Here is a 25,571-nt window from a genome sequence, read left to right as displayed (position 1 = left end):
TCCGATGCAGCCCGGCAAGCGGATCGCCTTCGCCACGGCGCTGGCGATCTTCGCCCTCAGCTGGATCGCGCCGCGCTGGCCGTTCGAGCAGGCGCTGCACAGCAGCCTGACCGTGGTCGGGCTGGTCTGGCTGTGGCTCCATGACCGCCGCTGGCCGATGCGCACCTCGCACTTCGCGCTGATCTGCTTCTTCATCGCCCTGCACTGCATCGGCGCGCGCTGGCTGTATTCCAACGTGCCCTACGATTCGTGGGCGCACGCGCTGACCGGGCATACGCTGAGCGAACTGTTCGGCTGGCGACGCAATCATTTCGATCGCCTCATCCACCTGCTCTACGGCATCTGCTTCACCCCGGCGGTGTGGCACTGGCTGCGCCAGCGCTGGCCGCTGGCGGCCGGCCAGGGCTTCGTCATCGCGGTGATGCTGATCATGTGCACCAGCCTGCTGTACGAATGGCTGGAATGGGCGATCGCGCTGGGGCTCTCGCCGGAAGCCGCCGAGTCCTACAACGGCCAGCAGGGAGATGTCTGGGATGCCCACGCCGACATGCTGCTTGCCACCCTCGGCGCGTTGGCGACGTGGCCACTGATGCGGCGCGAACGCCGGGAACCGGTCCATCCATGAGCAAGAACCGCATCGCCATCCTGGTCTCCGGCCGTGGCAGCAACCTGCAGGCGCTGCTGGACGCCATCGATGCCGGCCGGCTCGACGCCCGCATCGTGGGCGTGTTCTCCGACAGGCCCAGGGCGGCGGCGCTGGAACGCGTGCCGGAACCGCTGCGCTGGAGCGCGGACGCGCGCCGGTTTCCGGACCGCGCCGGCTTCGACGCGACGCTGGCCGATGCGGTGGAGGCGGTGCGGCCCGACTGGGTGATCTGCGCCGGTTACATGCGCATCCTCGGCGAAGCGTTCATCAGCCGCTTCCGCGGCCGCCTGCTCAACATCCATCCGTCGTTGCTGCCGAAGTACCGTGGCCTGCACACCCACGCGCGCGCCCTGGAAGCCGGCGATCGCGAGCATGGCGCGAGCGTGCACTGGGTGGTGCCGGAACTGGACGCCGGGGCGGTGATCGCCCAGGCGGTCATTCCCGTGCTGCCGGGCGACAAGCCCGAGGACCTGGCCGCCCGCCTGCTGCCAAGGGAACACGCGCTGCTGGCGGCGGTGGCCGCGCTGGCGGTTTCCGGCCGTCTCACTGAACAGGGAGACGAAGCCTGGCTGGATGGTCAGCCCTTATTAAAACCCCTGTCCCTAGATTCTGCCGGTCAACTGACCCTCCCCTTCGCGACATGACGCCGCTTCCGACCCGCGCAATGCTGCTGGCCACCCTGCTGCTGATCGGCGCCCCCACGTGGGCGCTGGAGCCGTTCGTGGCCACCTACGACGCCTATCGCGCCGGCAAGCTGGCCGGCAGCGCGACCATGAAGGTGGCGCAGGTGGCCGGTGACAACCGCTGGCAGGTCGATCTGGGCGTGCGCGGTACCCGCGGCCTGGCCCGGCTGTCGGGACTGGATATCCAGCAGAGCACCCTGTTCGACACGGTCGGCACGGACTTCCGCCCGCTCAGCCAGGCCACAACCCAGAGCGCGCTTTTCACCGGCAAGAAAGTGGTCGGTGTCTATGATTGGAGCACGCGATCGGCCCAATGGCAGGGTGATCTGAAGAAGAACCGCCGCGCGCCCGTGCCGCTGCAGCCTGGCGACATGAGCGCGTTGCTGGTCAACCTGGCGGTCATCCGCGATGCCGAACCCGGCCGCCAGTTGAACTACCGGGTGGTCGATTTCGGAAAGACCCGCGATTATCGGTACGCGGTCGCGCCGCAGACGGAAATCGTCGCGGTGGACGATCTCAGCTATGACGCCATGCGGGTGGATCGCACCAATGGCGGCAACGACGAAACCATTTTCTGGGTGGCCCAGGGCGTTCCGACGCCGATTCGCATCCTCCAGCGCGAGGATGGCGAGGACAAACTGGATCTGCGCCTGGTCGAGTACCAAGGAGTACCGTAAGCCATGAAAAAAATGTCTCCCCTCCTCCGTTTCCGCATGCCGGCGCTGGCCCTGGTGCTGGCCGTGGCCACCGCACCGGCGTGGGCCGTGGATGCCTTCACCGCGCAGTACCAGGCGAGCGCGCTGGGCATGCTCGGCGAAGGCCAGATGAGCGTTGCCGCGCAGGGCAACAACCGCTGGCAGTACAGCCTGAGCATCCGCAACCAATTGGTCGACCTGAGCCAGAAGACCGTGTTCGACGAACAGAACGGTCGCCTGCGCCCGCTGTCCAGCAGCGACAGTTCGCGCATCCTGGTCAAGAAGAAGTCCGTCGACACGGTCTACGACTGGAGCAAGTCGCAGGCCACCTGGACCGGCGACATCAAGCCGGACCGCGCCGGACCGCTCAAGCTGCAGCCCGGCGACATGGACGCGCTGCTGGTCAACCTGGCGATCGTGCGCGACGTCGCCGCCGGCAAGCCGCTGCGCTACCGCATGGTCGAAAACGGCCGCGCCAAGCCGATGAGCTACCAGGTCGCCGGCAAGGAGCAGATCACCGTGGCCGGCAAGTCCCAGGAGGCGACCAAGCTGGTGCGCACCGACGGCAACAAGCAGATGATCGTCTGGGTGGTGCCGAACATGCCGGTTCCGGCGCGCATCCTGCAGCGCGAGAATGGTCAGGACTCCATCGACCTGACCATCAAGTCCTGGCGCTGAGCCTGGCTTCAAGGCAGAAAAAAGCCCGGCATTGCCGGGCTTTTTTCTTGCGTTAGTCCCGCCGTCATTTCTTGGCGCTGGCTTCGGCTTCGTCGGCGACGGTCGTCCGGCAGTCCACCCGGATCGACTGGCCGCTGCTGCGCCAGGCATAGGAACGGCACTCACGCCGGCCTTCGGTCTGCTTCTCCACCACCACCGCGTAGAAGGCCTGCATGATTTCCTGTTCGGTGACGGTGCCGTCGCCGTTCCAGTCCATGTCCTTGTTGGAAATGCCGCTGGTGCCGGCGGCACCGGTGAAGTGCAGATAGGCCAGGATCGCCAGCAGCAAGGCGAAAAACACCAGCAGGGCCTTGCGCCGGGACGAGAGACGGGTGCGTTTGGTTGTCGACATCGTGGCGTGCTCAGGAAATCCGGCGGATCTTGGCGCCCAGCGCGCCCAGCTTTTCTTCGATGTTCTCGTAGCCGCGATCCAGGTGGTAGATGCGGTCGATCACGGTGTCGCCCTCGGCGACCAGGCCAGCGAGGATCAGCGAGGCCGAGGCACGCAGGTCCGTGGCCATGACCGGCGCGCCACTCAGCTTCTCCACGCCGCGCACGATCGCCGTATGCCCTTCCACGCGGATGTCCGCACCCAGGCGCAGCAGCTCGTTCACGTGCATGAAGCGGTTCTCGAAGATGGTCTCGTTGATCACGCCCACACCCTCGGCCACGCAATTCAGCGCCATCAGCTGCGCCTGCATGTCGGTCGGGAACGCCGGATACGGCGCGGTGGTCAGGCTGACCGCGCGCGGACGCCTGCCCTGCATGTCCAGGCTGATGCTGTCTTCGGTCGTCTCGATGGATGCGCCGGCCTCGCTCAGCTTGTCCAGCACCGCGTCGAGGGTATCGCCACGGGCGCGGCGGGCGATGATGCGGCCGCCGGTCATCGCCGCGGCCACCAGGAACGTGCCGGTCTCGATGCGGTCCGGCAGCACCGCATGGCGGCCACCGTTGAGGCGCTCGACACCACGGATGACGATGCGCGGCGTACCGGCGCCCTCGATGTCCGCGCCCAGCGCGATCAGGCAGTTGGCCAGATCGGTGATTTCGGGTTCCATCGCGGCGTTCTCGAGCACCGTGGTGCCGTCGGCCAGCGTGGCGGCCATCAGCACGTTCTCGGTGCCGGTGACGGTGACCATGTCGAACACGTAGCGACCGCCCTTCAGGCGCTTGGCCTTGGCCTTCACGTAGCCGTTCTCGACCACGATATCGGCGCCCAGCGCCTGCAGTCCCTTGATGTGCTGGTCGACCGGACGCGAACCGATCGCGCAGCCACCCGGCAGCGAGACTTCCGCCGCGCCGTACTTGGCCAGCAACGGGCCCAGCACCAGGATCGAGGCGCGCATGGTCTTGACCAGTTCGTACGGCGCCACGTGCTGGTTGACGCTGCGTGGATCGACGGTGATGCCGCTGCCGCGCGACAGCGTGCCTTCGTCGATGCTGATGCCCGCGCCCAGCTCGCCGAGCAGCTTGATGGTGGTGACCACGTCATGCAGGTGCGGCACGTTGGTGATTTCCACCGGCGCGTCGGCGAGCAAGGTGGCGCAAAGAATCGGCAATACCGCGTTCTTGGCGCCGGAAATGGTGACTTCACCCTGGAGCGGGATACCGCCGGTCACTACGATTTTCTGCATGGATCACTCGAATGGGATGAGGGTGACGGGAAGATGCGATTGAAGAGAGGAGCGCCCGGCTCATTCGCCGGGACGGGTCCGGTGCTGCTCGGCGTCGTCGTGGATGTCGTACCACTCCGCCTTGGAACCGACAAAGATGTGCATCGACGGCCCGGCCGACAAGGGGGTATCCAGCGTTCCCACCCGCAGCCGCAGCATTTCCGGCATGGCGTCACGGCGACTGTACAACGGCGACGCGCAGCGCCGGCAGAACATCCGGTGGACGCCGGGCGAGGATTCGTAGCCGGCCAGCCATTCCGCGCCTTCCAGCAACTCGAAATCACCGGTGGCGATAGGCACCACCGCCTGGAACGCCGAACCGTTGGCCTTGCGGCAGCGCGAGCAATGGCAGACCACCATCGCCCCCGGTTCACCGCGCACCTGGTAGCGGATGCCTCCGCACAGGCAACTGCCGGAAAGCGCGGGTGCCGTTGGCGCGGTCATCCGGCTTATTTGCCGTCCGGGGTGACCGTCTTCAGGGCCAGCGCGTGGATGGCGCCTCCCATCAGATCGCCCAGGGTGGCGTAGACCATCCGGTGCCGGGCCAGCGGCAACTTGCCGCGGAAGGCTTCCGCCACCACCGTCGCCTCGAAGTGCACGCCGTCCTCGCCCTCGACCTGCGCCTGCGCGCCGGGGAGGCCGGATTCGATGAGTTTACGGATGGTTTCGGCGTCCAACGGGCATTTCCTAATAAAATGGCCGCCTATTCTACTCCCGGCACGACGCGCGCATGCCCCAGACGCTTCCCCACAACCCGGCCGTGCAGGACGCCCAACTGGCCGCCAGCGGGCGACGCGTGATCGACATCGAGGCACAGGCGCTGACCGCGCTGGCCAGCCGGCTCGATGGCAGTTTCTCCACGGCCTGCCAGGCGATCCTGGCCAGCCGCGGCCGGGTCGTGGCGACCGGCATGGGCAAGTCCGGGCATATCGCCCGCAAGATCGCCGCCACCCTCGCCTCCACCGGCACCCCGGCCTTCTACGTGCATCCCGGTGAGGCCGGACACGGCGATCTGGGCATGATCACCGACGCCGACGTGGTGCTGGCGATCTCCTATTCCGGCGAATCGGACGAACTGCTGATGTTGCTGCCGGTGCTCAAGCGCCAGGGCAACACCGTCATCGCCATGACCGGCCGGCCGGGTTCCACGCTGGCGCGCGAATCCAGCCTGCACCTGGACGTGAGCGTGCCGGCCGAAGCCTGCCCGCTCGACCTGGCCCCGACCAGCAGCACCACCGCGACCCTGGCGATGGGCGACGCGCTGGCGGTGGCCCTGCTGGAAGCCCGCGGCTTCACCGCCGACGACTTCGCCCGCTCCCACCCGGCCGGCAGCCTTGGCCGCCGTTTGCTGCTGCACATCACCGACGTCATGCACGCCGGCGCCGACGTGCCGCGGGTCGGCGAAGACGCCACCCTCAGCGAAGCCCTGATGGAAATGAGCCGCAAGCGCCTGGGCATGACCGCGGTGGTCGACGCCGACGGACGCCTGGCCGGGCTGTTCACCGATGGCGACCTGCGCCGGACCCTGGACAATCCCGGACTGGACATCCGCCACGCGCGCATCGCCGAGCTGATGACCCGCCAGCCCAAGACCATCGGCGCCGACCAGCTGGCCGTGGAAGCGGCCCGGATGATGGAAACCCATAAAATCAGCGGCCTGATCGTGGTCGACGCTGAACAGCGGCCGGTCGGAGCCCTTAACATTCATGACCTGTTGCGCGCGCGCGTGGTCTAAGGTGCGCTGATAGCCGGAAGGGGTTGCCGGGGATCGCCATTCCCTGTCCTTCCGGCCCTTTCCCGTCGCGCCGCGCCCGCTTGCCCTGATTCACGGCTCCCTGATTCCCCTCTTCCAGCACACGCCATGCCCCTGTCCCACCTCGCCGACGTCGACGATGCCCTGATTGCCCGCGCCCGCCAGGTGCGGCTGGCCTGCTTCGACGTCGACGGCACGCTGACCGACGGACGCCTGGTCTACGACGACGAGGGCCGTGAATCCAAGGCGTTCCACATCCACGACGGCCAGGGCTTGGTGCTGCTGCGCCGGGCCGGCATCGAAGTGGCCCTGATCACCGCGCGCCACAGTCCCGCCGCCGAACGCCGCGCGCGCGAACTGGGCGTACGCATCCACGCCGGGGTCAAGGACAAGCTGGCCCAGGTCGACGCCCTGTGCGCCGAACTGGGGCTGGAACGCGTCCAGGTGGCCTTCATGGGCGACGATCTGCCGGACCTGCCGCCACTGCGCGCGGTCGGACTGGCCATCGCCCCGGCCGACGCCCACGCCTGGACCGCCCGCCACGCCCACTGGCGCACCCGCGCCCGCGCCGGCCGTGGCGCCGCCCGCGAGGCCTGCGACCTGTTGCTGGGCGCGCAGGGTCAGGCCGCTGGCCTGCGGGAAGGCATCGCATGAACTGGCGCCTGAGCCTTGGCCTGGTCCTGCTGGTGGCCGCCATCTTCAGTGGCTGGTCGGCCTGGAAGCAGCGCGCGCGCCCGGAAGCCGCCGCCGGCGGGCCGGACCGATCCGACTACGTGATGCACGATTTCGAGATCGTCGCCCTCGACAAGCAGGGCAAGGAAGCGGTCACCTTGCGGGCGCCGGAAATGCACCGCAATCCCGCAGACCAGAGCCTGTCGATCACCACGCCGCTGTTCCTGCTGCCCGACAATGCCGGCAAGTACTGGCAGATGCGCTCCAAGACCGGCTGGATGAGCCCGGACCACTCCCAGTTGCGGCTGCTCACCGACGTCCAGGGCACCAGCCCGTCCGATGCGCCGCCGCCGACCGCCTTCCGTACCGAGCGGCTGGACATCTTCCCGGACAAGAACCTGGCGACCACCGAGCTTCCGGTCACCATCACCCGGCCCGGTTCTATACTCAGCGGGGTAGGCTTCGAAACCCACCTCAAGAACAAAACCTACGAATTCAAATCCCAGGTCAAAAGTGTCTATGCACCCAAGTCTGCGCGCTAGCGCCCTGCTGCTTCCGCTCCTGCTGGCCTGCGCCGCGGCCTGGGCCAAGTCGTCCGATCGCAACCAGGAAATGGTCATCGATGCCGGCCACCAGAACGGCTCTTACGAAGGCAACAGCAAGATCATGCTGAGCAAGGGCGTGACCGTCACCCAGGGTTCGCTGGACATCCGCTCCAGCACCGGCGAGATCTACATGAACGACGGCGAGATCTCGCGCGCCGTGTTCACCGGCAAGCAGGTCAAGCTGAAACAGCAGATGGACGACGGCTCCTGGATGGACGCCACCGCCGATCGCGTCGAATACGACATGACGTCAGAGACCATCACCTTCATCGGCAACTACACGGTGAAGTCGCCGCGCGGCTCCAACAGCGGCCAGAAGATGGTCTACAACACCAAGACCGGCAACATGGAAAGCGGCGGCGACGGCACCCGCGTGCGCACCGTGATCAAGCCGAAGTCGGCGCAGCCGCAGGGCACCAAGTGATGCTGACCGCAAATGGGCTGCGCAAGACCTACCGCCAGCGCAAGGTCGTCAGCGACTTCGGACTGAGCCTGGAAGCCGGCGAAGTGGTCGGCCTGCTGGGCCCCAACGGCGCCGGCAAGACCACCTGCTTCTACATGATCGTCGGCCTGGTCGCCGCCGACGCGGGCAAGATCGAACTGGACGGACAGGACATCACCGCCGAGCCGATGTACCGGCGCGCCAAGCTCGGCGTGGGCTACCTGCCGCAGGAACCCTCGGTGTTCCGCAAGCTGACCGTGGCCGACAACATCCGCCTGGTGCTGGAACTGCGCGAGGACCTGGACCAGGCCGGCATCGAGAAGGAACTGGCCTCGCTGCTGGACGAACTGCAGATCGGCCACGTCTCCGAGCAACTGGGCGCCAGTCTGTCCGGCGGCGAACGTCGGCGCTGCGAAATCGCCCGGGCGCTGGCCGCACGGCCGCGCCTGATGCTGCTGGACGAGCCGTTCGCCGGCGTGGACCCCATCTCGGTCGGCGAGATCCAGCGCATCGTCAAGCACCTCAAGAACCGCGGCATCGGCGTGCTGATCACCGACCACAACGTGCGCGAGACCTTGGGAATCTGCGACCGGGCGTATATCCTCAACGAAGGCAGCGTGCTGGCGCAGGGGGCACCGGACGCGTTGCTGGCCAATCCGGACGTGCGGCGCGTGTACCTGGGGGAAACTTTCCGTCTCTGAGGGCGATGCCGCACCATCCGGACCGCAGGCCATGCCGCCGCCTTCGGACATCGGATGAAACCACGCCTCCAGACATCGCTGGGACAGCAACTGGTCATGACGCCGCAGCTGCGTCAGGCCATCCGCTTGCTGCAGATGTCGACCGCGGAGCTGGAGGTGGAAATCACCCAGGCCGTGGAATCCAACCCTCTGCTGGACTGGGCCGACGACGCCCCCGCCACCGGCGAAGACGGTCCGCCGGCCGAGGCCGAGCGCGGCAGCCAGGAAGAATCCCGCCACGACGGGGATGGAAGCTCCGGCGATGACGACTGGGCGCCGGACGAAGGGCCCTGGGCCTCTTCCGGCGGCGGTTCCTTCGACGATGACGATCCCGGCAGCGCCGCCGAGCGGATCGCCGAAGCCGACACCCTGCGCGACCACCTGCTCTGGCAGCTCCACCTATCGCACCTGTCGCCGCGGGATCGCCGCATCGGCAGCGCGCTGATTGATGCCCTGGAGGAGGACGGTTACCTGCGCGAACCGCTCTCCGGCATCGCCGAAACCCTGAAGCCGGATCTGGAAGCCAGCGAGGACGAGATCAGCGTGGTGCTGCACCAGCTGCAGCGCTTCGATCCGGTCGGCGTGGGCGCCCGCAACCTGGGCGAATGCCTGCGCCTGCAATTGCTGGTGCTCAGCGACGACACGCCCGGCAAGGCACTGGCGATGCGCATCGCCGACGGCCCGCTGGATCGGCTGCCGCGCAGCGGCGTGGCCGGCATCGCCACCGAGCTCAGGCAACCGCTGGTCGAGGTGGAAACCGCAGTCGCCCTGCTGCGCACCCTGGATCCCAAGCCCGGCGCGCAGATCGGCGAGCTGGGCAGCGATACCTACGTGGTGCCCGACTGCGTGGTCTGGCGCCAGCGCGGCGTCTGGCGGGCGGCCCTGGCCGGCAACAACCTGCCCCGGATCGGCATCCATCGCGGCTACGAACAGATGATCCGGCGCTGCGGCGAGAGCGACGCCGGCTATCTCAAGGGGCAACTGCAGGAAGCCCGCTGGCTGCTCAAGAGCCTGGAGGCGCGCGGCGAGACCCTGCTCAAGGTCACCCGCTGCCTGATCCGTGAACAGGCCGGCTTCCTGGAATTCGGCGAACAGGCGCTGCGCCCGCTGACCCTGCGCGAGGTCGCCAGCGAGGTCGGCCTACACGAATCCACGGTTTCACGGGCGATCGCGCGCAAGTACGTGCGCACGCCGCGTGGAACCTTGCCGCTGAGGGCCTTCTTCGCCTCCGGCATCGACACCGAGGGCGGCGGCGAGGCGTCCAGCACCGCCATCCAGGCCATGATCCGCCGCCTGATCGAACAGGAAAATCCGCGCAAACCCTTGTCCGACGCCAAGCTCGCGGACCTGTTGAAGGCCTCCGGCATCCCGGTGGCGCGGCGTACGGTCGCCAAATACCGTGAAGCCCTGCACATCCTTTCGTCGCACGAACGCGTGCGCCTGGACTGAATCCGCGTTTTTCCTTCGCACCGCTTGATCACGGTCGGGATCAGGCCCATCTTGTCATTGCGGCGTTTGGCCGCGTTGACGGAGATGTCCTGGAACCCAAGCCTGATTCCGTTGTCACAGATGCACGACAACGCGTTCTCAGCAGTGCCGACAGCACTGCATCACCGACAGAAGGAGGCAAGCGATGCGTATCGAGACCTACGGGCATGAAATCGAAGTCACCCCCGCCCTGCGCGAATACGTGGAAACCAAGCTGAAGCGCCTGGAGCGCCATTTCGACCAACCCTTCGAAGTCCGTACCCAACTCTGTACGCGCAAACCCGACTACGTCGCCGAAGCGACCGTCTCCCTCGCGGGCCGTACCCTCCATGCCGACGCCGGTGCGCAGAACATGTACGCCGCCATCGACATCCTGGCTGACAAGCTCGATCGCCTGCTGGTCAAGCACAAGGAAAAGAAGACCGACGTGCAGCGCGGCCTCCGCGTGGAAGCCGTCGGCTGAGGCAATTCCCGCCCCCAACCGCCCTTGCCTGCGACCATCGCGGTCCGGGCAGGGGCGCAGTAGCAGCATTCTTCACGCTGCATTAGCAGTTCCCATCCCTCCGGATTACACTCCCCCTGCCTGCGCCGTCCGCGCCCGGCGGGTCGCACCGACGCACCCGTCCCGTGCGCACGCCAGTACGACGACGCGCCGCATCTTCCCCACTTCCCCGTCCGTCCTCGCATGATGAACACCAGTATCACCGCACGCGAACTGTTCGAGCAGCAGAAGGAGAAGCTGGCCCTGCGCTGGGTGGCCGGACAGAAGGGCGAGAACCGGATCCTCGAAGCCGGCGACACGATCGCGCGGCGTCCGTCGCTGGCCGGCTATCTCAACGCGGTCTATCCCAACAAGGTGCAAATCCTGGGTACCGAGGAACTGACCTGGCTGGATTCGCTGGATTCACGCCAGCGCTGGGAAACCATCGAGAAGATCGTCCAGTTCCGGCCGTTGGCGCTGGTCATCAGCAAGAACCAGCAGTGCCCGGAAGATCTTCGCGAGGCGGCGAACGAAACCGATACGCCGCTGTGGATCTCGCCCAAGCGCGGCCATGAGCTGCTCAACCACCTCTCCTACCACCTTGCGCGCACGCTGGCGCCGCGGGTGACGCTGCACGGCGTGTTCATGGAGATCTATTCGATCGGCGTGCTGATCACCGGCGAAGCCGGTTCCGGCAAGAGCGAACTGGCGCTGGAGCTGTTGAGCCGCGGCCACCGCCTGGTCGCCGACGACGCGCCCGAGTTCACCCAGATCGCGCCGGACGTGCTCGACGGCACCTGCCCCGAGCTGTTGCAGGATCTGCTCGAGGTACGCGGGCTGGGCGTGCTCAACGTGCGCGAGATGTTCGGCGACACCGCGGTGAAGAAGAACAAGTACCTGCGCCTGATCGTGCACCTGACCCGGCCGATGACCGAACCCAACCCGCACGGCTACGAACGCCTGACCGGCGATTCCGGCACCCGTCACGTGCTGGATCTCGACGTGCCGCTGATTACCCTGCCGGTGATGCCGGGCCGCAACCTGGCCGTGCTGACCGAGGCCGCCACCCGCCTGCACATCCTGCGCACCAAGGGCATCGATCCCGCGGCGATGTTCATCGCCCGCCACAGCAACCTGCTGGAGCGGAGCACGCCATGAACCTGCCGGAAGAAGACATCCCCCCGGCGGTGCGCGCGGCGCCCCCGACCGTGGTCATCGTCAGCGGCCTGTCCGGCTCGGGCAAGTCGGTGGCGCTGAAGACCTTCGAGGATCTGGACTACTACTGCGTCGACAACCTGCCGGTGGAACTGCTGCCGCCGTTCGTGCGCAGCCTGATGAAGGGCGACACCCTGCCGCAGAAGATCGCGGTCGGCATCGACGCCCGCAGCGGCCACGCCGAACTGGGCAAGCTGGCGCAGTGGCGCGCGGCGCTGGCGCAACTGGGCCTGGAAGGGACGCTGCTGTTCTTCGACGCCGCCGACGACATCCTGCTGCGGCGCTATTCCGACACCCGCCGCCGGCATCCGCTCAGCCACAGCCATACCGGCCTGTCGCTGCAGGAAGCCATCCGCCGCGAGCGCGAGGTCACCACGCCGCTGCGCGAGGCGGCCGATGTCGTCATCGACACCAGCCAGCTCAACGTGCACCAGCTGCGCCGCCGCATCATCGCCGAATTCGCGCTCAACCGCGGCGCGGCGCTGTCGCTGCTGTTCGAGTCCTTCGCCTACAAGCGCGGCGTGCCGGCCGACGCCGATTTCGTGTTCGACGCGCGGGTGCTGCCCAACCCGCACTGGAATCCGGAACTGCGCCCGTATTCCGGGCGTGATGCGAAGGTGCGCGAGTACCTGCGCTCCCAGGCGGAGGTCTCCGAATACGTCGGCCAGGTCAGCCAGTTCCTCGATACCTGGTTGCCGCGCCTGCGCGGGGAGACCCGCAGCTACGTGACCATCGCCTTCGGTTGCACCGGCGGCAAGCACCGCTCGGTCTACCTGGCCGAGACCCTCGCCCAGCACGCCCGCAACCAGGGCTGGGAAGAAGTCGCCACCTTCCACCGGGAACTCGACTAGGCATCCACCAGCGCCGAGGGCAACCGTCCCGCCTCGTCTTGACCCACCCTTCACGCGCAACGCCGCGTCCCGCGAAAACCGCTTCCGGCTTGTCATCCCGGTCTGTTAACGTTCCGGAATGGCTTGTGGCATCCTCCTGATCACCCATCCCGGCATCGGCGCGTCGGTCCTGGCCGTCGCGGCGACCCTGTTGCGCCAACTGCCGTTGAAGGCGGAAGCCTTCGAGGTGCCGTTCGACGCCGACCTGGACGCCTTGCTGCCGCAGGCATCGGCCGCGCTGCGACGGGTCGACGCTGGCGATGGCGTGCTGGTGCTGACCGATCTGTACGGCGCCAGCCCCAGCAATCTCGCCGGCAGGCTGGCGCGCCTGGGCACGCCGATCCGGCGGGTGTCCGCATTGAGCCTGCCGATGCTGTTGCGGGTGATGAACTATTCGGAACAGGGACTGGACGAACTGCCGGCGACCGCGGCCGCCGGCGCACGCAACGGAGTCATCCACGACGATGCTTGAACGCGAACTCACCGTTTCCAACCGCCTGGGCCTGCACGCCCGCGCCACCGCCAAGCTGGTCCAGGCCCTGGCCGGCTTCCGCTGCAACGTGACGCTGGCCGCCAAGGGACGCGAGGTCAACGCCAAGAGCATCATGGGCGTGATGCTGCTGGCCGCCGGCCAGGGCACGCCGGTGATCGTGCGCGTGGACGGCGAGGACGAGAGCGCCGCGATGGACGCGGTCGCCGCCCTGTTCGAACGACGGTTCGACGAGGACGCCTGATGCGGACGCTGCTGTCGGGCCATGGCGCATCGCGCGGAAGCGCGCTGGGGCGCGCCCGGGTCCGCATGCCGCACGCACTGGAAGTCGCCGAGCAGCGCATCCACGCCAACCAGGTGGAAGCCGAGCTGCAACGCCTGCACGTGGCGGTCGACGCCACCCGCGAGGAGATGCACCGGCTGCGCGATCGCCTGCATGGCGCGCTGGCGCGGGAAGTCGGCGAGTTCCTCGACCTGCACGCCCTGCTGCTGGACGACCCTGAACTGCTGTACGGCCTGGACGAGCTGATCCGCACCGGCCGCTATAGCGCGGACTATGCGCTGCGCCTGCAGCGGGATCGGCTGGCGGCGGTGTTCGAGGGCATGGACGATGCCTACCTGAAGAGCCGGATGGACGATCTCGACCACGTGATCGGCCGCATCCACGCCCATCTCCAGCAGCGCGCGGTCGATGCCGAGGGCGTGGCCGGCGACATCCTGGTCTGCGACAACATCGCCCCGTCAGAACTGGCGCAGCTGCAATCGCAGGGCGTGGTCGCGATCGTCACCGCCGCCGGCAGCACGCTCTCGCACAGCGCGATCCTGGCGCGCAGCCTGCACATGCCGCTGGTGGTCGGCGCGGCCCAGGCGCTGCAGCGGGTCAATGATGGCGACGCCCTGATCGTCGACGGCGCCACCGGCCGGGTGGTGGTCGAACCGAACGCGTCGGACCTGCGCGGCTACCGCGATCGCCTGCGCAAGGCCGCGCGCGAGGAACGCGAGCTGGGCCGGCTGCGGTCCAAGCCCAGCCGCACCCGCGACGGCATGGACATCGCGCTGTACGCCAATGCCGAGTCGCTCGACGACGTGGCGCGCGCGCATGCGCTGGGCGCGGCCGGCGTGGGGCTGTACCGCACCGAATTCCTGTTCCTGCAGCGCAATGAGTTGCCGGACGAGGACGAGCAGTTCCGCGCCTACCGCGACGTGGTGCTGGGCATGAGCGGCCGGCCGGTCACCATCCGCACCCTGGATCTGGGTGCCGACAAGGCCGATCGCACCGGGCTGGTGCTGGACGACGAGGACAACCCCGCGCTCGGCCTGCGCGGAGTGCGCCTGTCGCTGGCCCGGGACGGCGTGTTCGATACCCAACTGCGCGCCATCCTGCGCGCGTCGGCCTACGGCCCGGTGCGCATCCTGATCCCGATGATCAGCAGCCGCGAGGAGATCCTGGCCATCCGGCGGCTGATCAAGCGCGTCTCCACCCAGTTGCGCAAGCGCGGGCTGGAGATCGCCGGCCAGGTGCAACTGGGCGCGATGATCGAGGTGCCGGCGGCGGCGATCGCCATGCACGGCTTCGTCGACGTGGTCGATTTCGTTTCCATCGGCACCAACGATCTGGTGCAGTACCTGCTGGCCGCCGATCGCAACAACGAGGCCCTGGGCGAACTGTATTCGCCGCTGCACCCGGGCGTGATCCGGCTGCTGCGGCACGTGATCGCCATTGGCCAGGCCCATGAAGTGCCGGTGGCCGTGTGCGGCGAAATGGCCGGCGACCCTCGGCTGGCACCGTTGCTGCTGGCGCTGGGGCTGCGGGAATTCAGCCTGCACCCCAACACCCTGCTGGAACTGCGCCGGGTCATCCGCGGCAGCGACTGGGAAGCCCTGCAGGCCTCCACCGACAAGCTGCTCAAGGCCCGCGATCGCGCCGGCATCGAGCGCTGGCTGAAGTCCGCCTCCGCCTGATCGCGACGGCCGCGCGGAAAATGCCCCGCATGGGGTGTCCATAATCTCAACGGCAAGCGATAATGGCGCGATGAACATCTGATGCCACGGTCGCATCCGTCCCGCGGATCGGCCCCGTTTCGGAGCACTGCATGGCCGAAGCCGTCCGCCACGACAAGACCGCGCGTCAACTGCGCCTGCTCTCCGACGCCCTCGACAGCGGCCGGCTGGGGCCGGTGCGTCGACTCGTCAACACCCTCGCCCCCGCCGAAATCGGCAACCTGCTCGAATCGCTGCCGCCCGGCAAGCGCGAGGTGGTGTGGGGCCTGGTGGACGCCGAGGACGACGGCGAGGTGCTGGTCCACGTCGGCGACGAGGTCCGCGAGAGCCTGCTGGCGGAGATGGACCCGGACGAAATCGTCGCCGCGGTCGAAGACCTGGACATCGACGATCTGGCCGATCTGGTCGAGGACCTGCCGGACACCGTCATCGACGAAGTCCTCAAGTCGATGGACCGGGAGAACCGCGAGCGGCTGGAGCAGGTGCTGTCCTACCCGGAGGACTCCGCCGGCCGCCTGATGAACCCGGACGTGGTGACCGTGCGCGCCGACGTCAACGTCGACGTGGTGTTGCGCTACCTGCGCCTGCGCGGCGAACTGCCGGACCACACCGATCACCTGTTCGTGGTCAGCCGCCGCCACCAGTACCTGGGCCGGGTCTCGCTGGCCTCGCTGGTCACCCACGAGGACAGCACGCCGATCAATCGCCTGATCGACGACGAGCAACCGGCCATCGACGTCGGCGAGAGCGCCGAGGAAGTCGCCCGCCAGTTCTCCGACCACGACTGGATTTCCGCGCCGGTGGTGGACGACAACAATATCCTGCTCGGCCGCATCACCATCGACGACGTGGTCGACATCATCCGCGAAACAGCCGAGCACCAGGCGCTGGGCGCCGCCGGCCTGGACGAGGACGAGGATCTGTTCTCGCCGGTACGGCGCGCGTTCCGGCGCCGCCTGATCTGGCTGGGCATCAACCTGTGCACGGCCTTCCTCGCCGCCAGCGTGGTTGGCCAGTTCGAGGGCAGCATCGCCAAGCTGGTCGCGCTGGCCGCGCTGATGCCGATCGTCGCCGGCATGGGCGGCAACGCCGGCACCCAGGTGCTGGCGCTGATGGTGCGCGGCCTGGCGCTGGGCCAGATCGGCGCGTCCAACGTGATGACGCTGCTGAAGAAGGAACTGGCGGTCGCGCTGATCAACGGCCTGTGCCTGGGCGTGGGCCTGGGCATCATCGTGTTCCTGTGGTTCCGCCAACCCGGCCTGTCGCTGGTCATCGGCAGCGCCCTGACCATCAACCTGTTGACCGCGGCGACCGCCGGCGTGCTGGTGCCGCTGACGCTCAAGCGGCTTGGCTTCGACCCGGCGCTGGCCGGCGGCGTCATCCTCACCACCGTCACCGACGTGATGGGCTTCCTCAGCTTCCTGGGCCTGGCCACGGTCATCCTGTTGCAGTGATCACGCGGCTGCGCCACCCTGCGCCCGGCGGCGCATACGGGAGGCGACGGCATGCTGGCGAAGATCGCGACATCCGGCCTGGCCAACCTGATCCTGCTGGCCGGCATTCCTTTCCTGCTCTACTGGGGCTGGCACCGCTGGCGGCACCGGCGCGCCTTGGCCGAGGTCGCCTGCCGTGCCGGGCTGCGGCCCGGCCCGCCCCGCTATCTGGCCTATGCGGCGGTTGCCGCGCTCTTCAACATCGCCGTCCTGCTCGCCTGGTCGCCGCCGATCTCGTCCTTCACCAGCCACGATTCGCCGCAACGGGTGTTCGAAGGACTGGGATTGAGCGGAACTTCGCTGCTGATGGCGCTGATCTACGGCGTCGTCACCACCGGCTTCTGCGAGGAATTCCTGTTTCGCGGCCTGCTTGCCGGCAGCCTGTCGCGGCGACTGCCGGCCTGGCTCGCCAACGGTTTGCAGGCTTTCCTGTTCCTGCTGCCACACCTGCTGGTGCTGCGGGTACGGCCGGAGCTGTGGCCACTGCTGCCGGTGGTGTTCGTGGCCGCGCTGTTCCTGGGCTGGCTGCGAATCCGTTCCGGATCCATCATGGGGCCCTGGCTGTTCCATGCCGCCATCAACGTCGCCACCTGCCTTTACGTCGCCCTGGGAAGCTCCGCATGATCACCCCCGCATCGCCCGGCTCCACCCGCCCGTCTTCTTTCCGGATTCCATCCCTTCGCCTCGCCCTGCGAATGCTCGCCCTGCTCTCCACCGCCATGTTGCTGGCCGGCTGTGCCACCCGGCCGGTGTCCCCGCATGGCAGGTTCGTCGAGCGCCAGGTCGAGGTCGCCGGCAAGACGCATCGCTACCAGGTGTTCGTGCCGGCCGGCCATGGCCGCGGCAGGATGCCGGTGATCCTGTTCCTGCACGGTTCCGGCGAACGCGGCGAGGACAACCAGTTGCAGATGAAGGTCGGCCTGCCGCCGCACCTGCGCCAGCACCTGGATGACTTTCCCGCCATCGTGGTGATTCCGCAGGCGCCGGCCGAAACCGAATGGACCCAGGAGGCCGGCACGATCGCGCTGGCCGCGCTGGATGCCTCGATGAAGGAATTCGATGGCGATCCCGATCGCGTCTACCTGACCGGCCTGTCGATGGGCGGTTATGGCACCTGGGAACTGGCCTTGCAGCAGCCGCAGCGCTTCGCCGCGCTGGTGCCCATCTGCGGCGGCCTGACCGTGGACTGGACCGACCAGCGTCCGAGCATGGTCGCGCACAGCGTGGCCAACGTGCCGGATCCGTTCGCCGAAGCCGCGCGCCGGCTCAAGCACGTGCCGGTCTGGATCTTCCACGGCGGCAAGGATGATCTGGTGCCGCCGGTGCAGTCGCGCCGGATGGACGCGGCGCTCAGGCAGGCCGGCGGCGACGTGCGCTACACCGAATTCCCCGACGCCAACCACAACTCCTGGGATCCGGCCTACGCCACCCCGGAACTGTGGACCTGGCTGTTCCAACAACACCGCTGAGATTCCATGGCCGAACTGCTCCACGACTACTTCACTCCCGGCTGGCGCGAGCGCGCGCAGGCCTGCGCCTGCGGCCGGCAGGGCGATTCGCGCGCCATGCAGATGGATCTGCAGGACGAAGTCACCGACTACGCCTGTCCCGAATGCGGCAACCTGCTGCTGATCGTCAGCCATCCGGATCGGGAGCAGGTCCGGCGGGCCGCCGCCGCCGGCCATCCCGAGGCCATCCAGCAACTGGCCCTGCTGGAAGAGGCGGAGCGCTTCCTGGGCGAACGCTGACGCCGTCCGTCGCCGGGCCCTCAACCGGCGTCCGCCGCCGCCGATAACCCGGCGCCCCTTCACGAAAAGATCCGCGCCGAGCACCGTCCATGGCCGAACCTTCCGATGCCCCTCCCGGCCTGACCGGCGGTTTCCGTCGCCTGTGGGCGCGCGGCCACAAGCGCGCGCAGCCGTCGGCCGGCACGGGACTGGCGCCGCACGACGCCGCGCGCCCGCTCATCAATGCCGCGCAGTTGCAGGCCCTGTTCGCGCACGCCGACACGCCACCGGCGCTGGTCGCCGCGTTCGCCGATGGACTCGCGGGCCTGGGCGGCGAACTGCGCGGCATGGGCCAGCGCCTGCAGGCCGCCTGCGCCGACGGTGACTGGAATGCCTACGGGCGCGCCATGCGCCAGTTGATCGACAAGTACATCCGCACCATTCCCGACGAACCGGTACCCGGCAGCGATGTTCCCAGCGAATCGGAGCAACTGCGCGGCCTGCTCCACCACACCCTGGTGATGGCGGTGGAAACCCTGCTGCGCGAGGACGCGCGCCTGTACCCCCAGGCCCAGTCGGTGGCCGATCAGCTCAAGGGCTGGCAACCGGGCCAGCCGCTGGCCGCGCTCGAGGGCCAGCTCAAGGATCTGTGCCACGCCATCGGCCAGGCCAGCCACGAGACCAGCGACGCGCAGGAATTGCTGCGCAGCCTGTTCGATCTGTTGCTGGAGAACGTCGGCGAGCTGCTGGAGGACGGCAGCTGGCTGCAGGATCAGATTGCGGCCGCGCGCAGCCTGCTGTCCGGTCCGCTGGATCGCGAACGGCTGGAGGAAACCCGCAGCGGCCTGCGCGAGGTGATCTACAAGCAGGGCCTGCTCAAGCAGGGACTCAACGAATCGAAGGCGGCGATGAAGGACATGATGGTCACCTTCGTCGAACGACTCGACGGGATGGCCAGCAGCACCGGCGAATTCCACGACCGCATCAGCTTCCACGCGCAGGCGGTCCGCGACAGCCGCAGCATCGCCGAACTCGGCAAGCGGATGGAGGACATCCTGGAAGACACCGCCCAGCTGCAACGGCAGGCGCTGCGCGCCCGCGACGATCTGTGCGCGGTGCGCGAGGAAGCCGAGGCGGCCGAACGCCGCGTCGCCAGCCTGGAGCAGGAATTGCAGTCGGTGTCCAACCTGGTGCGGATCGACCAGCTCACCGAGGCCCTGAACCGGCGCGGCTTCGAGGAACTGTTCCGGCGCGAATCCAGCCGTGCCCTGCGCAGCGGCCAGCCGCTGTGCCTGGCCCTGCTGGACCTCGACGACTTCCGCCTGGTCAACGCCACCCATGGCCATCTCGGCGGCGACGCCGCGCTGCGCCATGTGGTCGCGGTGGTGCGCGGCGCGCTGCGCGGCAGCGATGCGATCGGCCGTTTCGGCGGCGAGGAATTCGTGCTGCTGCTGCCGGACACCTCGTTGCGCGAGGCGGAGGCGATCGTCGCGCGCGCCCTGCAACGGCTGGCGCAGCGTCCGCTCCTGCACGAGGGCGAACGATTGGCGGTGACCTTCAGCGCCGGCGTGGCGCCGTGGCGCGCCGGCGAAACGCAGGACGCGCTGGTCGAGCGCGCCGATCGCGCGATGTACGAGGCCAAGGCCGCCGGCAAGAACCGGGTGGTGGCGGCGCGCGACTGAAACGCGCCGCCTCCGGACTCAACCGAGCAGCGTTTCCAGCACCGCCATGCGGATGGCCACGCCGTTGCTGACCTGGCGCAGCACCAGCGACTGCGGGCCGTCGGCGACCTCGTCGGTGATTTCCACGCCGCGGTTGATCGGGCCCGGATGCAGCACCACCGCGTCCCTGGCCGCGCGGCCCAACCGGGCCTGGGTCAGGCCGTAGTCGCGGTGGTAGTCATCGAGCGAGGCGACCAGGCCCTCCTCCATCCGCTCGCGTTGCAGGCGCAGCATCATCACCGCGTCCACGCCTTCGAGCATGGCGTCGAAATCACCACCCACGGTGCAGCCGGCCAGGGTGTCGTCGTCGGGCAGCAGCGACTGCGGGCCGCATACCCGGATCTCGCCGGTGCCCAGCGTGCGCAGCGCATGCAGGTCCGAACGCGCCACGCGCGAATGCTTGACGTCGCCGACGATCAGCACCTTCAACCGCGAGAAATCCGCGCCCTTGGCCTGGCGCAGGGTCAGCGCGTCCAGCAGGCCCTGGGTGGGATGGGCGCTGCGGCCATCGCCGGCGTTGACCAGGGTGGTGCCCTCGCCCGCCACTTCGGCCAGCGCGTCCACCGCGCCGTCCTCCGAATGCCGCACCACGAAACCGCGCACGCCCATCGCTTCCAGGTTGCGCAGGGTGTCGCGGGCGGTCTCGCCCTTGCGCGTGGAGGAGGCGGAGGCGTCGAAGTTCAGCACGTCCGCGCCCAGCCGCTGCGCCGCGATCTGGAACGAACTGCGCGTGCGGGTGGAAGGTTCGAAAAAGAGCGTGCACACCGTGGTGCCGTCCAGCAGGTTGCGGCGCTGGGTGCGGCCCAGCGCGGTGTCGCGGATCTGGCCGGCGCGATCCAGCAGGCGGCAAAGGGTTTCGCGGGGAAGACCGTCGAGGGTCAGCAGGTGCCGCAGGCGTCCATCCGAATCGATTTGCTGGGTCATTGGCTCAGTTCTGGAATGCAAGGGTCGGGACCGGCATGCCGCGGCGACGCCGGGTTCCGGAGGGTGGGTGGATGGCGGGTTTGCCGGTCGCGGCGACGGAAGCCGGGGCCGGAAGCAATGAAAACGGAACGGGAGCGGGCCCGGTGATGGCCAGGAGGATCGCCGCCTCGCTCAAAGGGTCACCTGCGTGGCGTCCTGCGGCGCCGCCAGCCAGCGCTCGATGATCACCGCCGCGGCCACCGCGTCCAGCGCCGCCGCGTCGCGCTTGCGCTTGCGGCCTTCGGCGCGATCCAGCGCGAACCGCTGCGCGGCTTCGACCGAACTGGCGCGTTCGTCCACCAGCACCACCGGCAGCTTGTAGCGCGCATGCAGTTCGCGCGCGAACGCCTGCGCGCGCTTGCGGTTGGGCTGGTCGCCGCCTTCCAGGGTCATCGGATCGCCGACCACCAGGCCGTCCGGCCGCCATTCCGCATGCAGGCGATCCAGCGCCGGCCAGTCCGGTCCGTGCGCGTGCACGTCCACCACCGCCAAAGCGCGCGCGCCGCTGCCGAAGGCGCTGCCCACGGCCACGCCGATGCGTCGCGCACCGACGTCGAACCCCAACACCGTGCCATCCAACTTCATGGCCGACTCCGGGAACGCCGGCCGGACTCCGGCGGCGGGCAGGCTTGCCTTCCGGGAGCGGCTTGGCGGTTCCGGTGACAGGGTTTCATGCGTGCCCGCTGTAGTCTGTGAGCCTGGTCATGTCTACACCGATCAGGCCGCCAGCGGCCTGCCAGCGCCGTTCCAGCGGCATCCCGAACAGCACGCCCGCATCGGCCGGCGCGGTCAGCCAGGCGTTCTCGCCCAGTTCGAATTCCAGTTGTCCTGCGCCCCAGCCTGCGCAGCCCAGGGTGACGATGGCGTGTTCCGGCCCGTTGCCGGCGGCCATCGCCTCCAGGATGTCGCGCGAAGTGGTCAGGTACAGGCCATCGGCGACGGTCAGGGTGGAATCCCACGCCCGCGCATCATCGTGCAGCACGAATCCGCGCTCGGGATGGACCGGGCCGCCGTTGAGCACGATCTGCTCACGCAGGCCCTCGTCCGGCGTGTCCAGCTGCATCTGCTGCAGGACTTCGCCCAGGGTGTACTCGGAGGGACGATTGACCATCACTCCCATCGCCCCCTCCCCGTCGTGCTGGCAGATCAGGGTCACGCTGCGGGCGAAATTGGGGTCATCCAAGGCCGGCGAGGCGATCAGCAGCTGGTTGGCGAGGAAGGGTTCGGCGGACATGGGCGCCATTTTAGCCCGACCGCGCTACCCTGACCGCATGAGCGGATACTGCGACATCGCCCCGGGCCATCCGGTCCACGGCCCCTATCACGACCACGAATACGGCTTTCCCCAGCGGGAAGAGGCGGTCCTGTTCGAGCGCCTGCTGCTGGAAATCAACCAGGCCGGGCTCAGCTGGGAAACCATCCTGCGCAAGCGCGAGGGGTTCCGGCGTGCCTACCACGGCTTCGACGTGGACACCGTGGCCGCCTATGGAGATGCGGACCGGGCCCGGCTGCTGGCCGACCCGGGCATCATCCGCAACCGCCTGAAGGTGGACGCGGCTATCCACAACGCCGGGGTCATCCAGGCGCTGCGCGGATCCCACGGCGGCTTCGCCGCCTGGCTGGATGCCCACCACCCGCTCGGCAAGCCCGAATGGATCAAGCTGTTCAAGCGGACCTTCCGCTTCACCGGCGGCGAGATCACCGGCGAGTTCCTGATGAGCCTGGGTTACCTGCGCGGCGCGCATCGCGAGAGCTGCCCGGCGCATGCGCGCATCGCCGCCCTGTCGCCGCCCTGGCAGGCAGCGGGCTGATCCGGACGCCGGAAGCATGCGTCCGGCGTTCCGTTGAAAAGTGGTAAGCGCTGCTTACCACCCTGGGTTCAATCTTCCCCGCCCGCGTCCGATATCGGAAGGGCGCGTCGCGCATTGGTTGATGCAGCGGTTGCGGGCATACTCCGGCCATCATGGCCACTCGGGGGAGACAGGCATGAAGGGAGTCGTGTTCACCGAGTTCATGGAGATGATGGACAGCCGCTTCGGTCCCGAACTGACCGAACGCGTGCTGGAAGCCGCGCATCTGCCCAGCGGCGGCATCTACACCGCCGTCGGCACCTACGATCACACCGAACTGCTGGCCCTGGTCGAGCAACTCAGCCTTGCGGTCGGATTGCCCGCAACCACGCTCGTGCGCGAATTCGGCCACTACCTGTTCGGGCGTTTCGTGAAGAGCTATCCGCGCTTCTTCCAGGACGTGCACTCCGCGTTCGATTTCATCGAACAGGTGGACAACCACGTGCACGTCGAAGTGCTGAAACTCTATCCCGGCGCCGAATTGCCAAGCTTCCGCAGCGAACGCCCCGACGATCGCCGGATGCTGTTCGACTACCGCTCCAGCCGCCCGCTGGCGGATCTGGCCGAAGGCCTGATCGCCGGATGCGTGGATCACTACGGCGAACGCGTGCGCATCGAACGCATGCCGCTGGCCGCCGACGGCGGCGGCACCGCGGTCCGCTTCCAGCTGACCCGGATGGACTGATCCCGGACGCCCCGCATGGACGAACTGCAACTGCTCAGACGGAGACTGGAGCGCGAAAAACAGGCACGTCGCGCGGCTGAACTGTTCATCGAGGAAAAGAGCCTGGAGCTGTACATCGAGCAGCAGAAGCGCGAGCAGGCATTCCAGGCCCTGCAGGCGCAGACCGTCGCCACCAACACGCTCAACCGGCAACTGCAGGAAGAAATCAGCCGCCGCATCCAGGCCGAAACGCTGGAGAGTTTCCTCGAACGGATCGTGCAGGATCATCCGCTGCACAGCATCCTGGTCGAACTCACCCGCATGGTCGAGGCACAGACGCCCGGCGGCCGCTGCTTCATCGCCGTGCACGCCGACGGCGAACTCTTCCACGCCGAACGCGAATCCTCGGAAGGACGCGCCCCGCTCATCCAGGCGCCGCTGCACTGGTTGCCCGGCGGCGCCCACGAACAGCGCCATATCCAGCGGGTCGAGGACGTCCGCCGGCATCCGGTCTGGCGCCGCCATTGCGACAGTGGCCTGCTCGACGGCCTGGGCAGCGCGTGGACGGTGCCACTGACCACCGCGCATGGCGAGCACATCGGCGAGTTCGCCCTGCATCCGCCGGACGGACGCGCGCCCAGCGAATCGGAGCTGGAATGGATGATGATGATCAGCGGCCTGGCCGCGCTGGCGATCGGCCATCGGCAACTGGCCGACAACCTCAATCACCAGGCCCACCACGACGCCCTGACCGACCTGCCCAACCGCTTCCTGTTCCGCGACCGGCTGAACCAGGCCATCGCGCACGCGCGTCGCGAGGATCACCGGGTCGGCGTGCTGTTCCTGGATCTGGACGGCTTCAAGCACATCAACGACACCCTCGGCCACCAGCAGGGCGACAACGTGCTGATGGCGACCACCCGCCGCATCCGCCGCCTGCTGCGCGAAACCGATACCCTGGCGCGCATGGGCGGCGACGAGTTCACCCTCATCCTGCCGGGCATGAAGAGCGTCGCCGACGCCACCCGCATGGCGGAACGCTGCCTGGAATCGCTGCGCCGGCCCATCCCGATGGACGGGCACGAGCTGTATGTCACCGGCAGTATCGGTATTGCCCTGTTTCCCGACGACGCCCGCGATGCCGAACAATTGCAGCGCAACGCGGACGCGGCGATGTACCGCGCCAAGGCGCGCGGCAAGAACTGCTTCGAGTTCTTCACGCCCGCCCTGACCGCCGGCAGCCGCGAGCTGCTCGACCTGCGCGCGGATCTGCACCACGCGCTGGAAGAGGGCCAGTTGTCGCTGCACTACCAGCCCCAGTATCGCGCCGACGGCGTGCTGCTCGGCTTCGAAGCGCTGATGCGCTGGCACCATCCGCGCCACGGCGCCATCCCGCCCACCCGCTTCATTCCCATCGCCGAGGAATCCGGGCTGATCCTGGCCATCGGCCAATGGGCGCTGGAACACGCCTGCCGGCAGATGGCGCAATGGCAGGCCAGCGGCGTCGCCCACCTGCTGATGGCGGTCAACCTGTCGGCGGTGCAGTTGCAGCAGGAGGACTGGACCCGCACCGTCGCCCGCATCCTGGACGCCACCGGCCTGCCGGCCGCATCGCTGGAACTGGAACTGACCGAGAGCCTGGTGATGCAGGACGTCCAGTCCACCGCCCGCCACCTGCGCGAACTCCGCGAACTGGGCGTACGCGTGGCCATCGACGACTTCGGCACCGGCTATTCGTCGTTGAACTACCTGCGCCAGCTGCTGGTGGACACGCTGAAGATCGATCGCTCCTTCATCAGCGAGATCGAGGCCTCCGCCGATACCGGACTGCACTATCCGATCATCCGCAGCATCATCGAACTCGGCCACAGCCTGGGCCTGTCCCTGATCGCCGAAGGCGTGGAAACCGAACACCAGGCCAGCATCCTGCGCGCGCTCGGCTGCGACGGTCTGCAAGGCCAC

Annotated in this window: 31 protein-coding genes; 24 read left to right on the top strand and 7 right to left on the bottom strand. The window is 68.2% G+C overall.

Features of this window, described 5'->3' with window-relative positions:
• Positions 1 to 4 precede the first annotated feature (4 nt).
• The 4 genes from IQ458_RS09255 to IQ458_RS09240 are packed head-to-tail and all read left to right on the top strand — an operon-like array spanning position 5 to position 2,702.
• Positions 5 to 625: a DUF2238 domain-containing protein gene (locus IQ458_RS09255; protein WP_203322609.1), complete on the top strand. Its 621-nt coding sequence runs from the start codon at positions 5 to 7 to the stop codon at positions 623 to 625.
• Complete coding sequence (gene purN / locus IQ458_RS09250; RefSeq protein ID WP_203322608.1) at positions 622 to 1,290, top strand: phosphoribosylglycinamide formyltransferase; 669 nt, start codon at positions 622 to 624, stop codon at positions 1,288 to 1,290. Before IQ458_RS09255 ends, purN begins: the two co-directional genes overlap by 4 nt.
• A complete protein-coding gene (locus tag IQ458_RS09245) occupies positions 1,287 to 2,006 on the top strand; it encodes a DUF3108 domain-containing protein (RefSeq protein ID WP_203322607.1) in 720 nt (239 codons plus the stop codon). Before purN ends, IQ458_RS09245 begins: the two co-directional genes overlap by 4 nt.
• Positions 2,007 to 2,018: 12 nt before the next feature.
• Entirely contained in the window at positions 2,019 to 2,702 is a 684-nt protein-coding gene (locus tag IQ458_RS09240; protein WP_183643724.1) for a DUF3108 domain-containing protein, read from the top strand.
• A 64-nt stretch (positions 2,703 to 2,766) separates the two neighbouring features.
• On the opposite strand, the gene IQ458_RS09235 is transcribed toward IQ458_RS09240, so the two are convergent.
• The 4 genes from IQ458_RS09235 to IQ458_RS09220 are packed head-to-tail and all read right to left on the bottom strand — an operon-like array spanning position 2,767 to position 5,091.
• The gene (locus IQ458_RS09235) at positions 2,767 to 3,093 is read right to left on the bottom strand and encodes an EF-hand domain-containing protein (RefSeq protein ID WP_203322606.1); all 327 of its coding nucleotides are present in this window, start codon (positions 3,091 to 3,093) and stop codon (positions 2,767 to 2,769) included.
• 10 nt (positions 3,094 to 3,103) lie between these two features.
• Positions 3,104 to 4,375: a UDP-N-acetylglucosamine 1-carboxyvinyltransferase gene (murA, locus tag IQ458_RS09230; RefSeq protein WP_183643730.1), complete on the bottom strand. Its 1,272-nt coding sequence runs from the start codon at positions 4,373 to 4,375 to the stop codon at positions 3,104 to 3,106.
• A 60-nt stretch (positions 4,376 to 4,435) separates the two neighbouring features.
• On the bottom strand, positions 4,436 to 4,858 hold the full coding sequence (locus IQ458_RS09225) for a GFA family protein (protein WP_203322605.1): 423 nt from the start codon (positions 4,856 to 4,858) through the stop codon (positions 4,436 to 4,438).
• 5 nt (positions 4,859 to 4,863) lie between these two features.
• Complete coding sequence (locus tag IQ458_RS09220) at positions 4,864 to 5,091, bottom strand: BolA family protein (protein WP_141453755.1); 228 nt, start codon at positions 5,089 to 5,091, stop codon at positions 4,864 to 4,866.
• 53 nt (positions 5,092 to 5,144) lie between these two features.
• On the opposite strand from IQ458_RS09220, the gene IQ458_RS09215 reads away from it, so the two are divergent.
• From IQ458_RS09215 to IQ458_RS09135, 17 genes are all read left to right on the top strand, one after another.
• A complete protein-coding gene (locus tag IQ458_RS09215) occupies positions 5,145 to 6,149 on the top strand; it encodes a KpsF/GutQ family sugar-phosphate isomerase (RefSeq protein ID WP_183643738.1) in 1,005 nt (334 codons plus the stop codon).
• A gap of 126 nt (positions 6,150 to 6,275) precedes the next feature.
• On the top strand, positions 6,276 to 6,821 hold the full coding sequence (locus IQ458_RS09210) for a KdsC family phosphatase (protein WP_183643741.1): 546 nt from the start codon (positions 6,276 to 6,278) through the stop codon (positions 6,819 to 6,821).
• Positions 6,818 to 7,381 carry an LPS export ABC transporter periplasmic protein LptC gene (lptC, locus tag IQ458_RS09205; RefSeq protein ID WP_183643744.1) on the top strand — a complete coding sequence of 188 codons (564 nt, stop codon included), beginning with the start codon at positions 6,818 to 6,820 and terminating at the stop codon, positions 7,379 to 7,381. Before IQ458_RS09210 ends, lptC begins: the two co-directional genes overlap by 4 nt.
• Complete coding sequence (gene lptA, locus IQ458_RS09200) at positions 7,359 to 7,868, top strand: lipopolysaccharide transport periplasmic protein LptA (protein ID WP_141453759.1); 510 nt, start codon at positions 7,359 to 7,361, stop codon at positions 7,866 to 7,868. The genes lptC and lptA overlap by 23 nt, the downstream gene beginning before the upstream one ends.
• Complete coding sequence (lptB, locus tag IQ458_RS09195) at positions 7,868 to 8,587, top strand: LPS export ABC transporter ATP-binding protein (RefSeq protein WP_183643747.1); 720 nt, start codon at positions 7,868 to 7,870, stop codon at positions 8,585 to 8,587. Before lptA ends, lptB begins: the two co-directional genes overlap by 1 nt.
• A 54-nt stretch (positions 8,588 to 8,641) precedes the next feature.
• Positions 8,642 to 10,075: an RNA polymerase factor sigma-54 gene (locus IQ458_RS09190; protein WP_183643750.1), complete on the top strand. Its 1,434-nt coding sequence runs from the start codon at positions 8,642 to 8,644 to the stop codon at positions 10,073 to 10,075.
• A gap of 184 nt (positions 10,076 to 10,259) precedes the next feature.
• The gene (hpf, locus tag IQ458_RS09185; RefSeq protein WP_203322604.1) at positions 10,260 to 10,577 is read left to right on the top strand and encodes a ribosome hibernation-promoting factor, HPF/YfiA family; all 318 of its coding nucleotides are present in this window, start codon (positions 10,260 to 10,262) and stop codon (positions 10,575 to 10,577) included.
• Positions 10,578 to 10,802: 225 nt separating this feature from the next.
• Positions 10,803 to 11,753: an HPr(Ser) kinase/phosphatase gene (gene hprK, locus IQ458_RS09180; protein WP_183643753.1), complete on the top strand. Its 951-nt coding sequence runs from the start codon at positions 10,803 to 10,805 to the stop codon at positions 11,751 to 11,753.
• 29 nt (positions 11,754 to 11,782) lie between these two features.
• Positions 11,783 to 12,661 (top strand): RNase adapter RapZ, encoded by an 879-nt coding sequence (gene rapZ, locus IQ458_RS09175; protein ID WP_203322667.1) that lies wholly within the window; start codon positions 11,783 to 11,785, stop codon positions 12,659 to 12,661.
• 118 nt (positions 12,662 to 12,779) lie between these two features.
• Positions 12,780 to 13,172: a PTS sugar transporter subunit IIA gene (locus IQ458_RS09170; protein WP_183643756.1), complete on the top strand. Its 393-nt coding sequence runs from the start codon at positions 12,780 to 12,782 to the stop codon at positions 13,170 to 13,172.
• Complete coding sequence (locus IQ458_RS09165) at positions 13,165 to 13,434, top strand: HPr family phosphocarrier protein (protein WP_141453765.1); 270 nt, start codon at positions 13,165 to 13,167, stop codon at positions 13,432 to 13,434. The genes IQ458_RS09170 and IQ458_RS09165 overlap by 8 nt, the downstream gene beginning before the upstream one ends.
• Positions 13,434 to 15,152 carry a phosphoenolpyruvate--protein phosphotransferase gene (gene ptsP, locus IQ458_RS09160; protein WP_183643759.1) on the top strand — a complete coding sequence of 573 codons (1,719 nt, stop codon included), beginning with the start codon at positions 13,434 to 13,436 and terminating at the stop codon, positions 15,150 to 15,152. Before IQ458_RS09165 ends, ptsP begins: the two co-directional genes overlap by 1 nt.
• 131 nt (positions 15,153 to 15,283) lie before the next feature.
• On the top strand, positions 15,284 to 16,645 hold the full coding sequence (gene mgtE, locus IQ458_RS09155; RefSeq protein ID WP_141453767.1) for a magnesium transporter: 1,362 nt from the start codon (positions 15,284 to 15,286) through the stop codon (positions 16,643 to 16,645).
• A gap of 51 nt (positions 16,646 to 16,696) precedes the next feature.
• A complete protein-coding gene (locus tag IQ458_RS09150; RefSeq protein ID WP_203322603.1) occupies positions 16,697 to 17,308 on the top strand; it encodes a CPBP family intramembrane glutamic endopeptidase in 612 nt (203 codons plus the stop codon).
• Positions 17,309 to 17,379: 71 nt separating this feature from the next.
• A complete protein-coding gene (locus tag IQ458_RS09145) occupies positions 17,380 to 18,153 on the top strand; it encodes a carboxylesterase family protein (protein WP_235996732.1) in 774 nt (257 codons plus the stop codon).
• A 6-nt stretch (positions 18,154 to 18,159) separates the two neighbouring features.
• Positions 18,160 to 18,432, top strand: a complete 273-nt coding sequence (locus IQ458_RS09140) for a hypothetical protein (protein WP_203322601.1) — start codon at positions 18,160 to 18,162, stop codon at positions 18,430 to 18,432.
• 89 nt (positions 18,433 to 18,521) lie between these two features.
• Complete coding sequence (locus IQ458_RS09135; RefSeq protein ID WP_203322600.1) at positions 18,522 to 20,093, top strand: GGDEF domain-containing protein; 1,572 nt, start codon at positions 18,522 to 18,524, stop codon at positions 20,091 to 20,093.
• A gap of 18 nt (positions 20,094 to 20,111) precedes the next feature.
• Here the strand turns inward: IQ458_RS09135 and IQ458_RS09130 are convergent, their stop codons facing one another.
• The 3 genes from IQ458_RS09130 to IQ458_RS09120 all read right to left on the bottom strand — a co-directional run bounded on the left by IQ458_RS09130 (position 20,112) and on the right by IQ458_RS09120 (position 22,329).
• Complete coding sequence (locus IQ458_RS09130; RefSeq protein ID WP_183643772.1) at positions 20,112 to 21,056, bottom strand: aspartate carbamoyltransferase catalytic subunit; 945 nt, start codon at positions 21,054 to 21,056, stop codon at positions 20,112 to 20,114.
• A 171-nt stretch (positions 21,057 to 21,227) separates the two neighbouring features.
• Positions 21,228 to 21,680: a Holliday junction resolvase RuvX gene (gene ruvX, locus IQ458_RS09125; protein ID WP_141453772.1), complete on the bottom strand. Its 453-nt coding sequence runs from the start codon at positions 21,678 to 21,680 to the stop codon at positions 21,228 to 21,230.
• A gap of 85 nt (positions 21,681 to 21,765) precedes the next feature.
• Entirely contained in the window at positions 21,766 to 22,329 is a 564-nt protein-coding gene (locus IQ458_RS09120; protein ID WP_183643775.1) for a YqgE/AlgH family protein, read from the bottom strand.
• Positions 22,330 to 22,366: 37 nt separating this feature from the next.
• Between IQ458_RS09120 and IQ458_RS09115 the strand changes: the two genes are divergently transcribed.
• From IQ458_RS09115 to IQ458_RS09105, 3 genes are all read left to right on the top strand, one after another.
• Positions 22,367 to 22,906 carry a DNA-3-methyladenine glycosylase I gene (locus tag IQ458_RS09115; RefSeq protein ID WP_203322599.1) on the top strand — a complete coding sequence of 180 codons (540 nt, stop codon included), beginning with the start codon at positions 22,367 to 22,369 and terminating at the stop codon, positions 22,904 to 22,906.
• A gap of 175 nt (positions 22,907 to 23,081) precedes the next feature.
• Entirely contained in the window at positions 23,082 to 23,630 is a 549-nt protein-coding gene (locus IQ458_RS09110; RefSeq protein WP_192197376.1) for a heme NO-binding domain-containing protein, read from the top strand.
• A 15-nt stretch (positions 23,631 to 23,645) separates the two neighbouring features.
• A partial coding sequence (locus tag IQ458_RS09105; protein WP_203322598.1) for a putative bifunctional diguanylate cyclase/phosphodiesterase occupies positions 23,646 to 25,571 on the top strand: 1,926 nt, incomplete at its 3' end.

This window comes from Pseudoxanthomonas beigongshangi (assembly GCF_016820515.1).
GTDB lineage: Bacteria > Pseudomonadota > Gammaproteobacteria > Xanthomonadales > Xanthomonadaceae > Pseudoxanthomonas_A > Pseudoxanthomonas_A beigongshangi.
The sequence above is the reverse complement of the archived record's forward strand: the minus strand, read 5'-3'. Positions and strand labels throughout refer to the sequence as shown.

What these genes read in the sequence shown, in the direction of transcription:
- IQ458_RS09255 (WP_203322609.1), top strand. Translation starts at nt 5, where the DNA reads ATGCAGCCCGGCAAGCGGATCGCCTTCGCCACGGCGCTGGCGATCTTC.
- purN (WP_203322608.1), top strand. Translation starts at nt 622, where the DNA reads ATGAGCAAGAACCGCATCGCCATCCTGGTCTCCGGCCGTGGCAGCAAC.
- IQ458_RS09245 (WP_203322607.1), top strand. Translation starts at nt 1,287, where the DNA reads ATGACGCCGCTTCCGACCCGCGCAATGCTGCTGGCCACCCTGCTGCTG.
- IQ458_RS09240 (WP_183643724.1), top strand. Translation starts at nt 2,019, where the DNA reads ATGTCTCCCCTCCTCCGTTTCCGCATGCCGGCGCTGGCCCTGGTGCTG.
- IQ458_RS09235 (WP_203322606.1), bottom strand. Translation starts at nt 3,093, where the DNA reads ATGTCGACAACCAAACGCACCCGTCTCTCGTCCCGGCGCAAGGCCCTG.
- murA (WP_183643730.1), bottom strand. Translation starts at nt 4,375, where the DNA reads ATGCAGAAAATCGTAGTGACCGGCGGTATCCCGCTCCAGGGTGAAGTC.
- IQ458_RS09225 (WP_203322605.1), bottom strand. Translation starts at nt 4,858, where the DNA reads ATGACCGCGCCAACGGCACCCGCGCTTTCCGGCAGTTGCCTGTGCGGA.
- IQ458_RS09215 (WP_183643738.1), top strand. Translation starts at nt 5,145, where the DNA reads ATGCCCCAGACGCTTCCCCACAACCCGGCCGTGCAGGACGCCCAACTG.
- IQ458_RS09210 (WP_183643741.1), top strand. Translation starts at nt 6,276, where the DNA reads ATGCCCCTGTCCCACCTCGCCGACGTCGACGATGCCCTGATTGCCCGC.
- lptC (WP_183643744.1), top strand. Translation starts at nt 6,818, where the DNA reads ATGAACTGGCGCCTGAGCCTTGGCCTGGTCCTGCTGGTGGCCGCCATC.
- lptA (WP_141453759.1), top strand. Translation starts at nt 7,359, where the DNA reads ATGCACCCAAGTCTGCGCGCTAGCGCCCTGCTGCTTCCGCTCCTGCTG.
- lptB (WP_183643747.1), top strand. Translation starts at nt 7,868, where the DNA reads ATGCTGACCGCAAATGGGCTGCGCAAGACCTACCGCCAGCGCAAGGTC.
- IQ458_RS09190 (WP_183643750.1), top strand. Translation starts at nt 8,642, where the DNA reads ATGAAACCACGCCTCCAGACATCGCTGGGACAGCAACTGGTCATGACG.
- hpf (WP_203322604.1), top strand. Translation starts at nt 10,260, where the DNA reads ATGCGTATCGAGACCTACGGGCATGAAATCGAAGTCACCCCCGCCCTG.
- hprK (WP_183643753.1), top strand. Translation starts at nt 10,803, where the DNA reads ATGAACACCAGTATCACCGCACGCGAACTGTTCGAGCAGCAGAAGGAG.
- IQ458_RS09170 (WP_183643756.1), top strand. Translation starts at nt 12,780, where the DNA reads ATGGCTTGTGGCATCCTCCTGATCACCCATCCCGGCATCGGCGCGTCG.
- IQ458_RS09165 (WP_141453765.1), top strand. Translation starts at nt 13,165, where the DNA reads ATGCTTGAACGCGAACTCACCGTTTCCAACCGCCTGGGCCTGCACGCC.
- ptsP (WP_183643759.1), top strand. Translation starts at nt 13,434, where the DNA reads ATGCGGACGCTGCTGTCGGGCCATGGCGCATCGCGCGGAAGCGCGCTG.
- mgtE (WP_141453767.1), top strand. Translation starts at nt 15,284, where the DNA reads ATGGCCGAAGCCGTCCGCCACGACAAGACCGCGCGTCAACTGCGCCTG.
- IQ458_RS09150 (WP_203322603.1), top strand. Translation starts at nt 16,697, where the DNA reads ATGCTGGCGAAGATCGCGACATCCGGCCTGGCCAACCTGATCCTGCTG.
- IQ458_RS09145 (WP_235996732.1), top strand. Translation starts at nt 17,380, where the DNA reads ATGCTCGCCCTGCTCTCCACCGCCATGTTGCTGGCCGGCTGTGCCACC.
- IQ458_RS09140 (WP_203322601.1), top strand. Translation starts at nt 18,160, where the DNA reads ATGGCCGAACTGCTCCACGACTACTTCACTCCCGGCTGGCGCGAGCGC.
- IQ458_RS09135 (WP_203322600.1), top strand. Translation starts at nt 18,522, where the DNA reads ATGGCCGAACCTTCCGATGCCCCTCCCGGCCTGACCGGCGGTTTCCGT.
- IQ458_RS09130 (WP_183643772.1), bottom strand. Translation starts at nt 21,056, where the DNA reads ATGACCCAGCAAATCGATTCGGATGGACGCCTGCGGCACCTGCTGACC.
- ruvX (WP_141453772.1), bottom strand. Translation starts at nt 21,680, where the DNA reads ATGAAGTTGGATGGCACGGTGTTGGGGTTCGACGTCGGTGCGCGACGC.
- IQ458_RS09120 (WP_183643775.1), bottom strand. Translation starts at nt 22,329, where the DNA reads ATGTCCGCCGAACCCTTCCTCGCCAACCAGCTGCTGATCGCCTCGCCG.
- IQ458_RS09115 (WP_203322599.1), top strand. Translation starts at nt 22,367, where the DNA reads ATGAGCGGATACTGCGACATCGCCCCGGGCCATCCGGTCCACGGCCCC.
- IQ458_RS09110 (WP_192197376.1), top strand. Translation starts at nt 23,082, where the DNA reads ATGAAGGGAGTCGTGTTCACCGAGTTCATGGAGATGATGGACAGCCGC.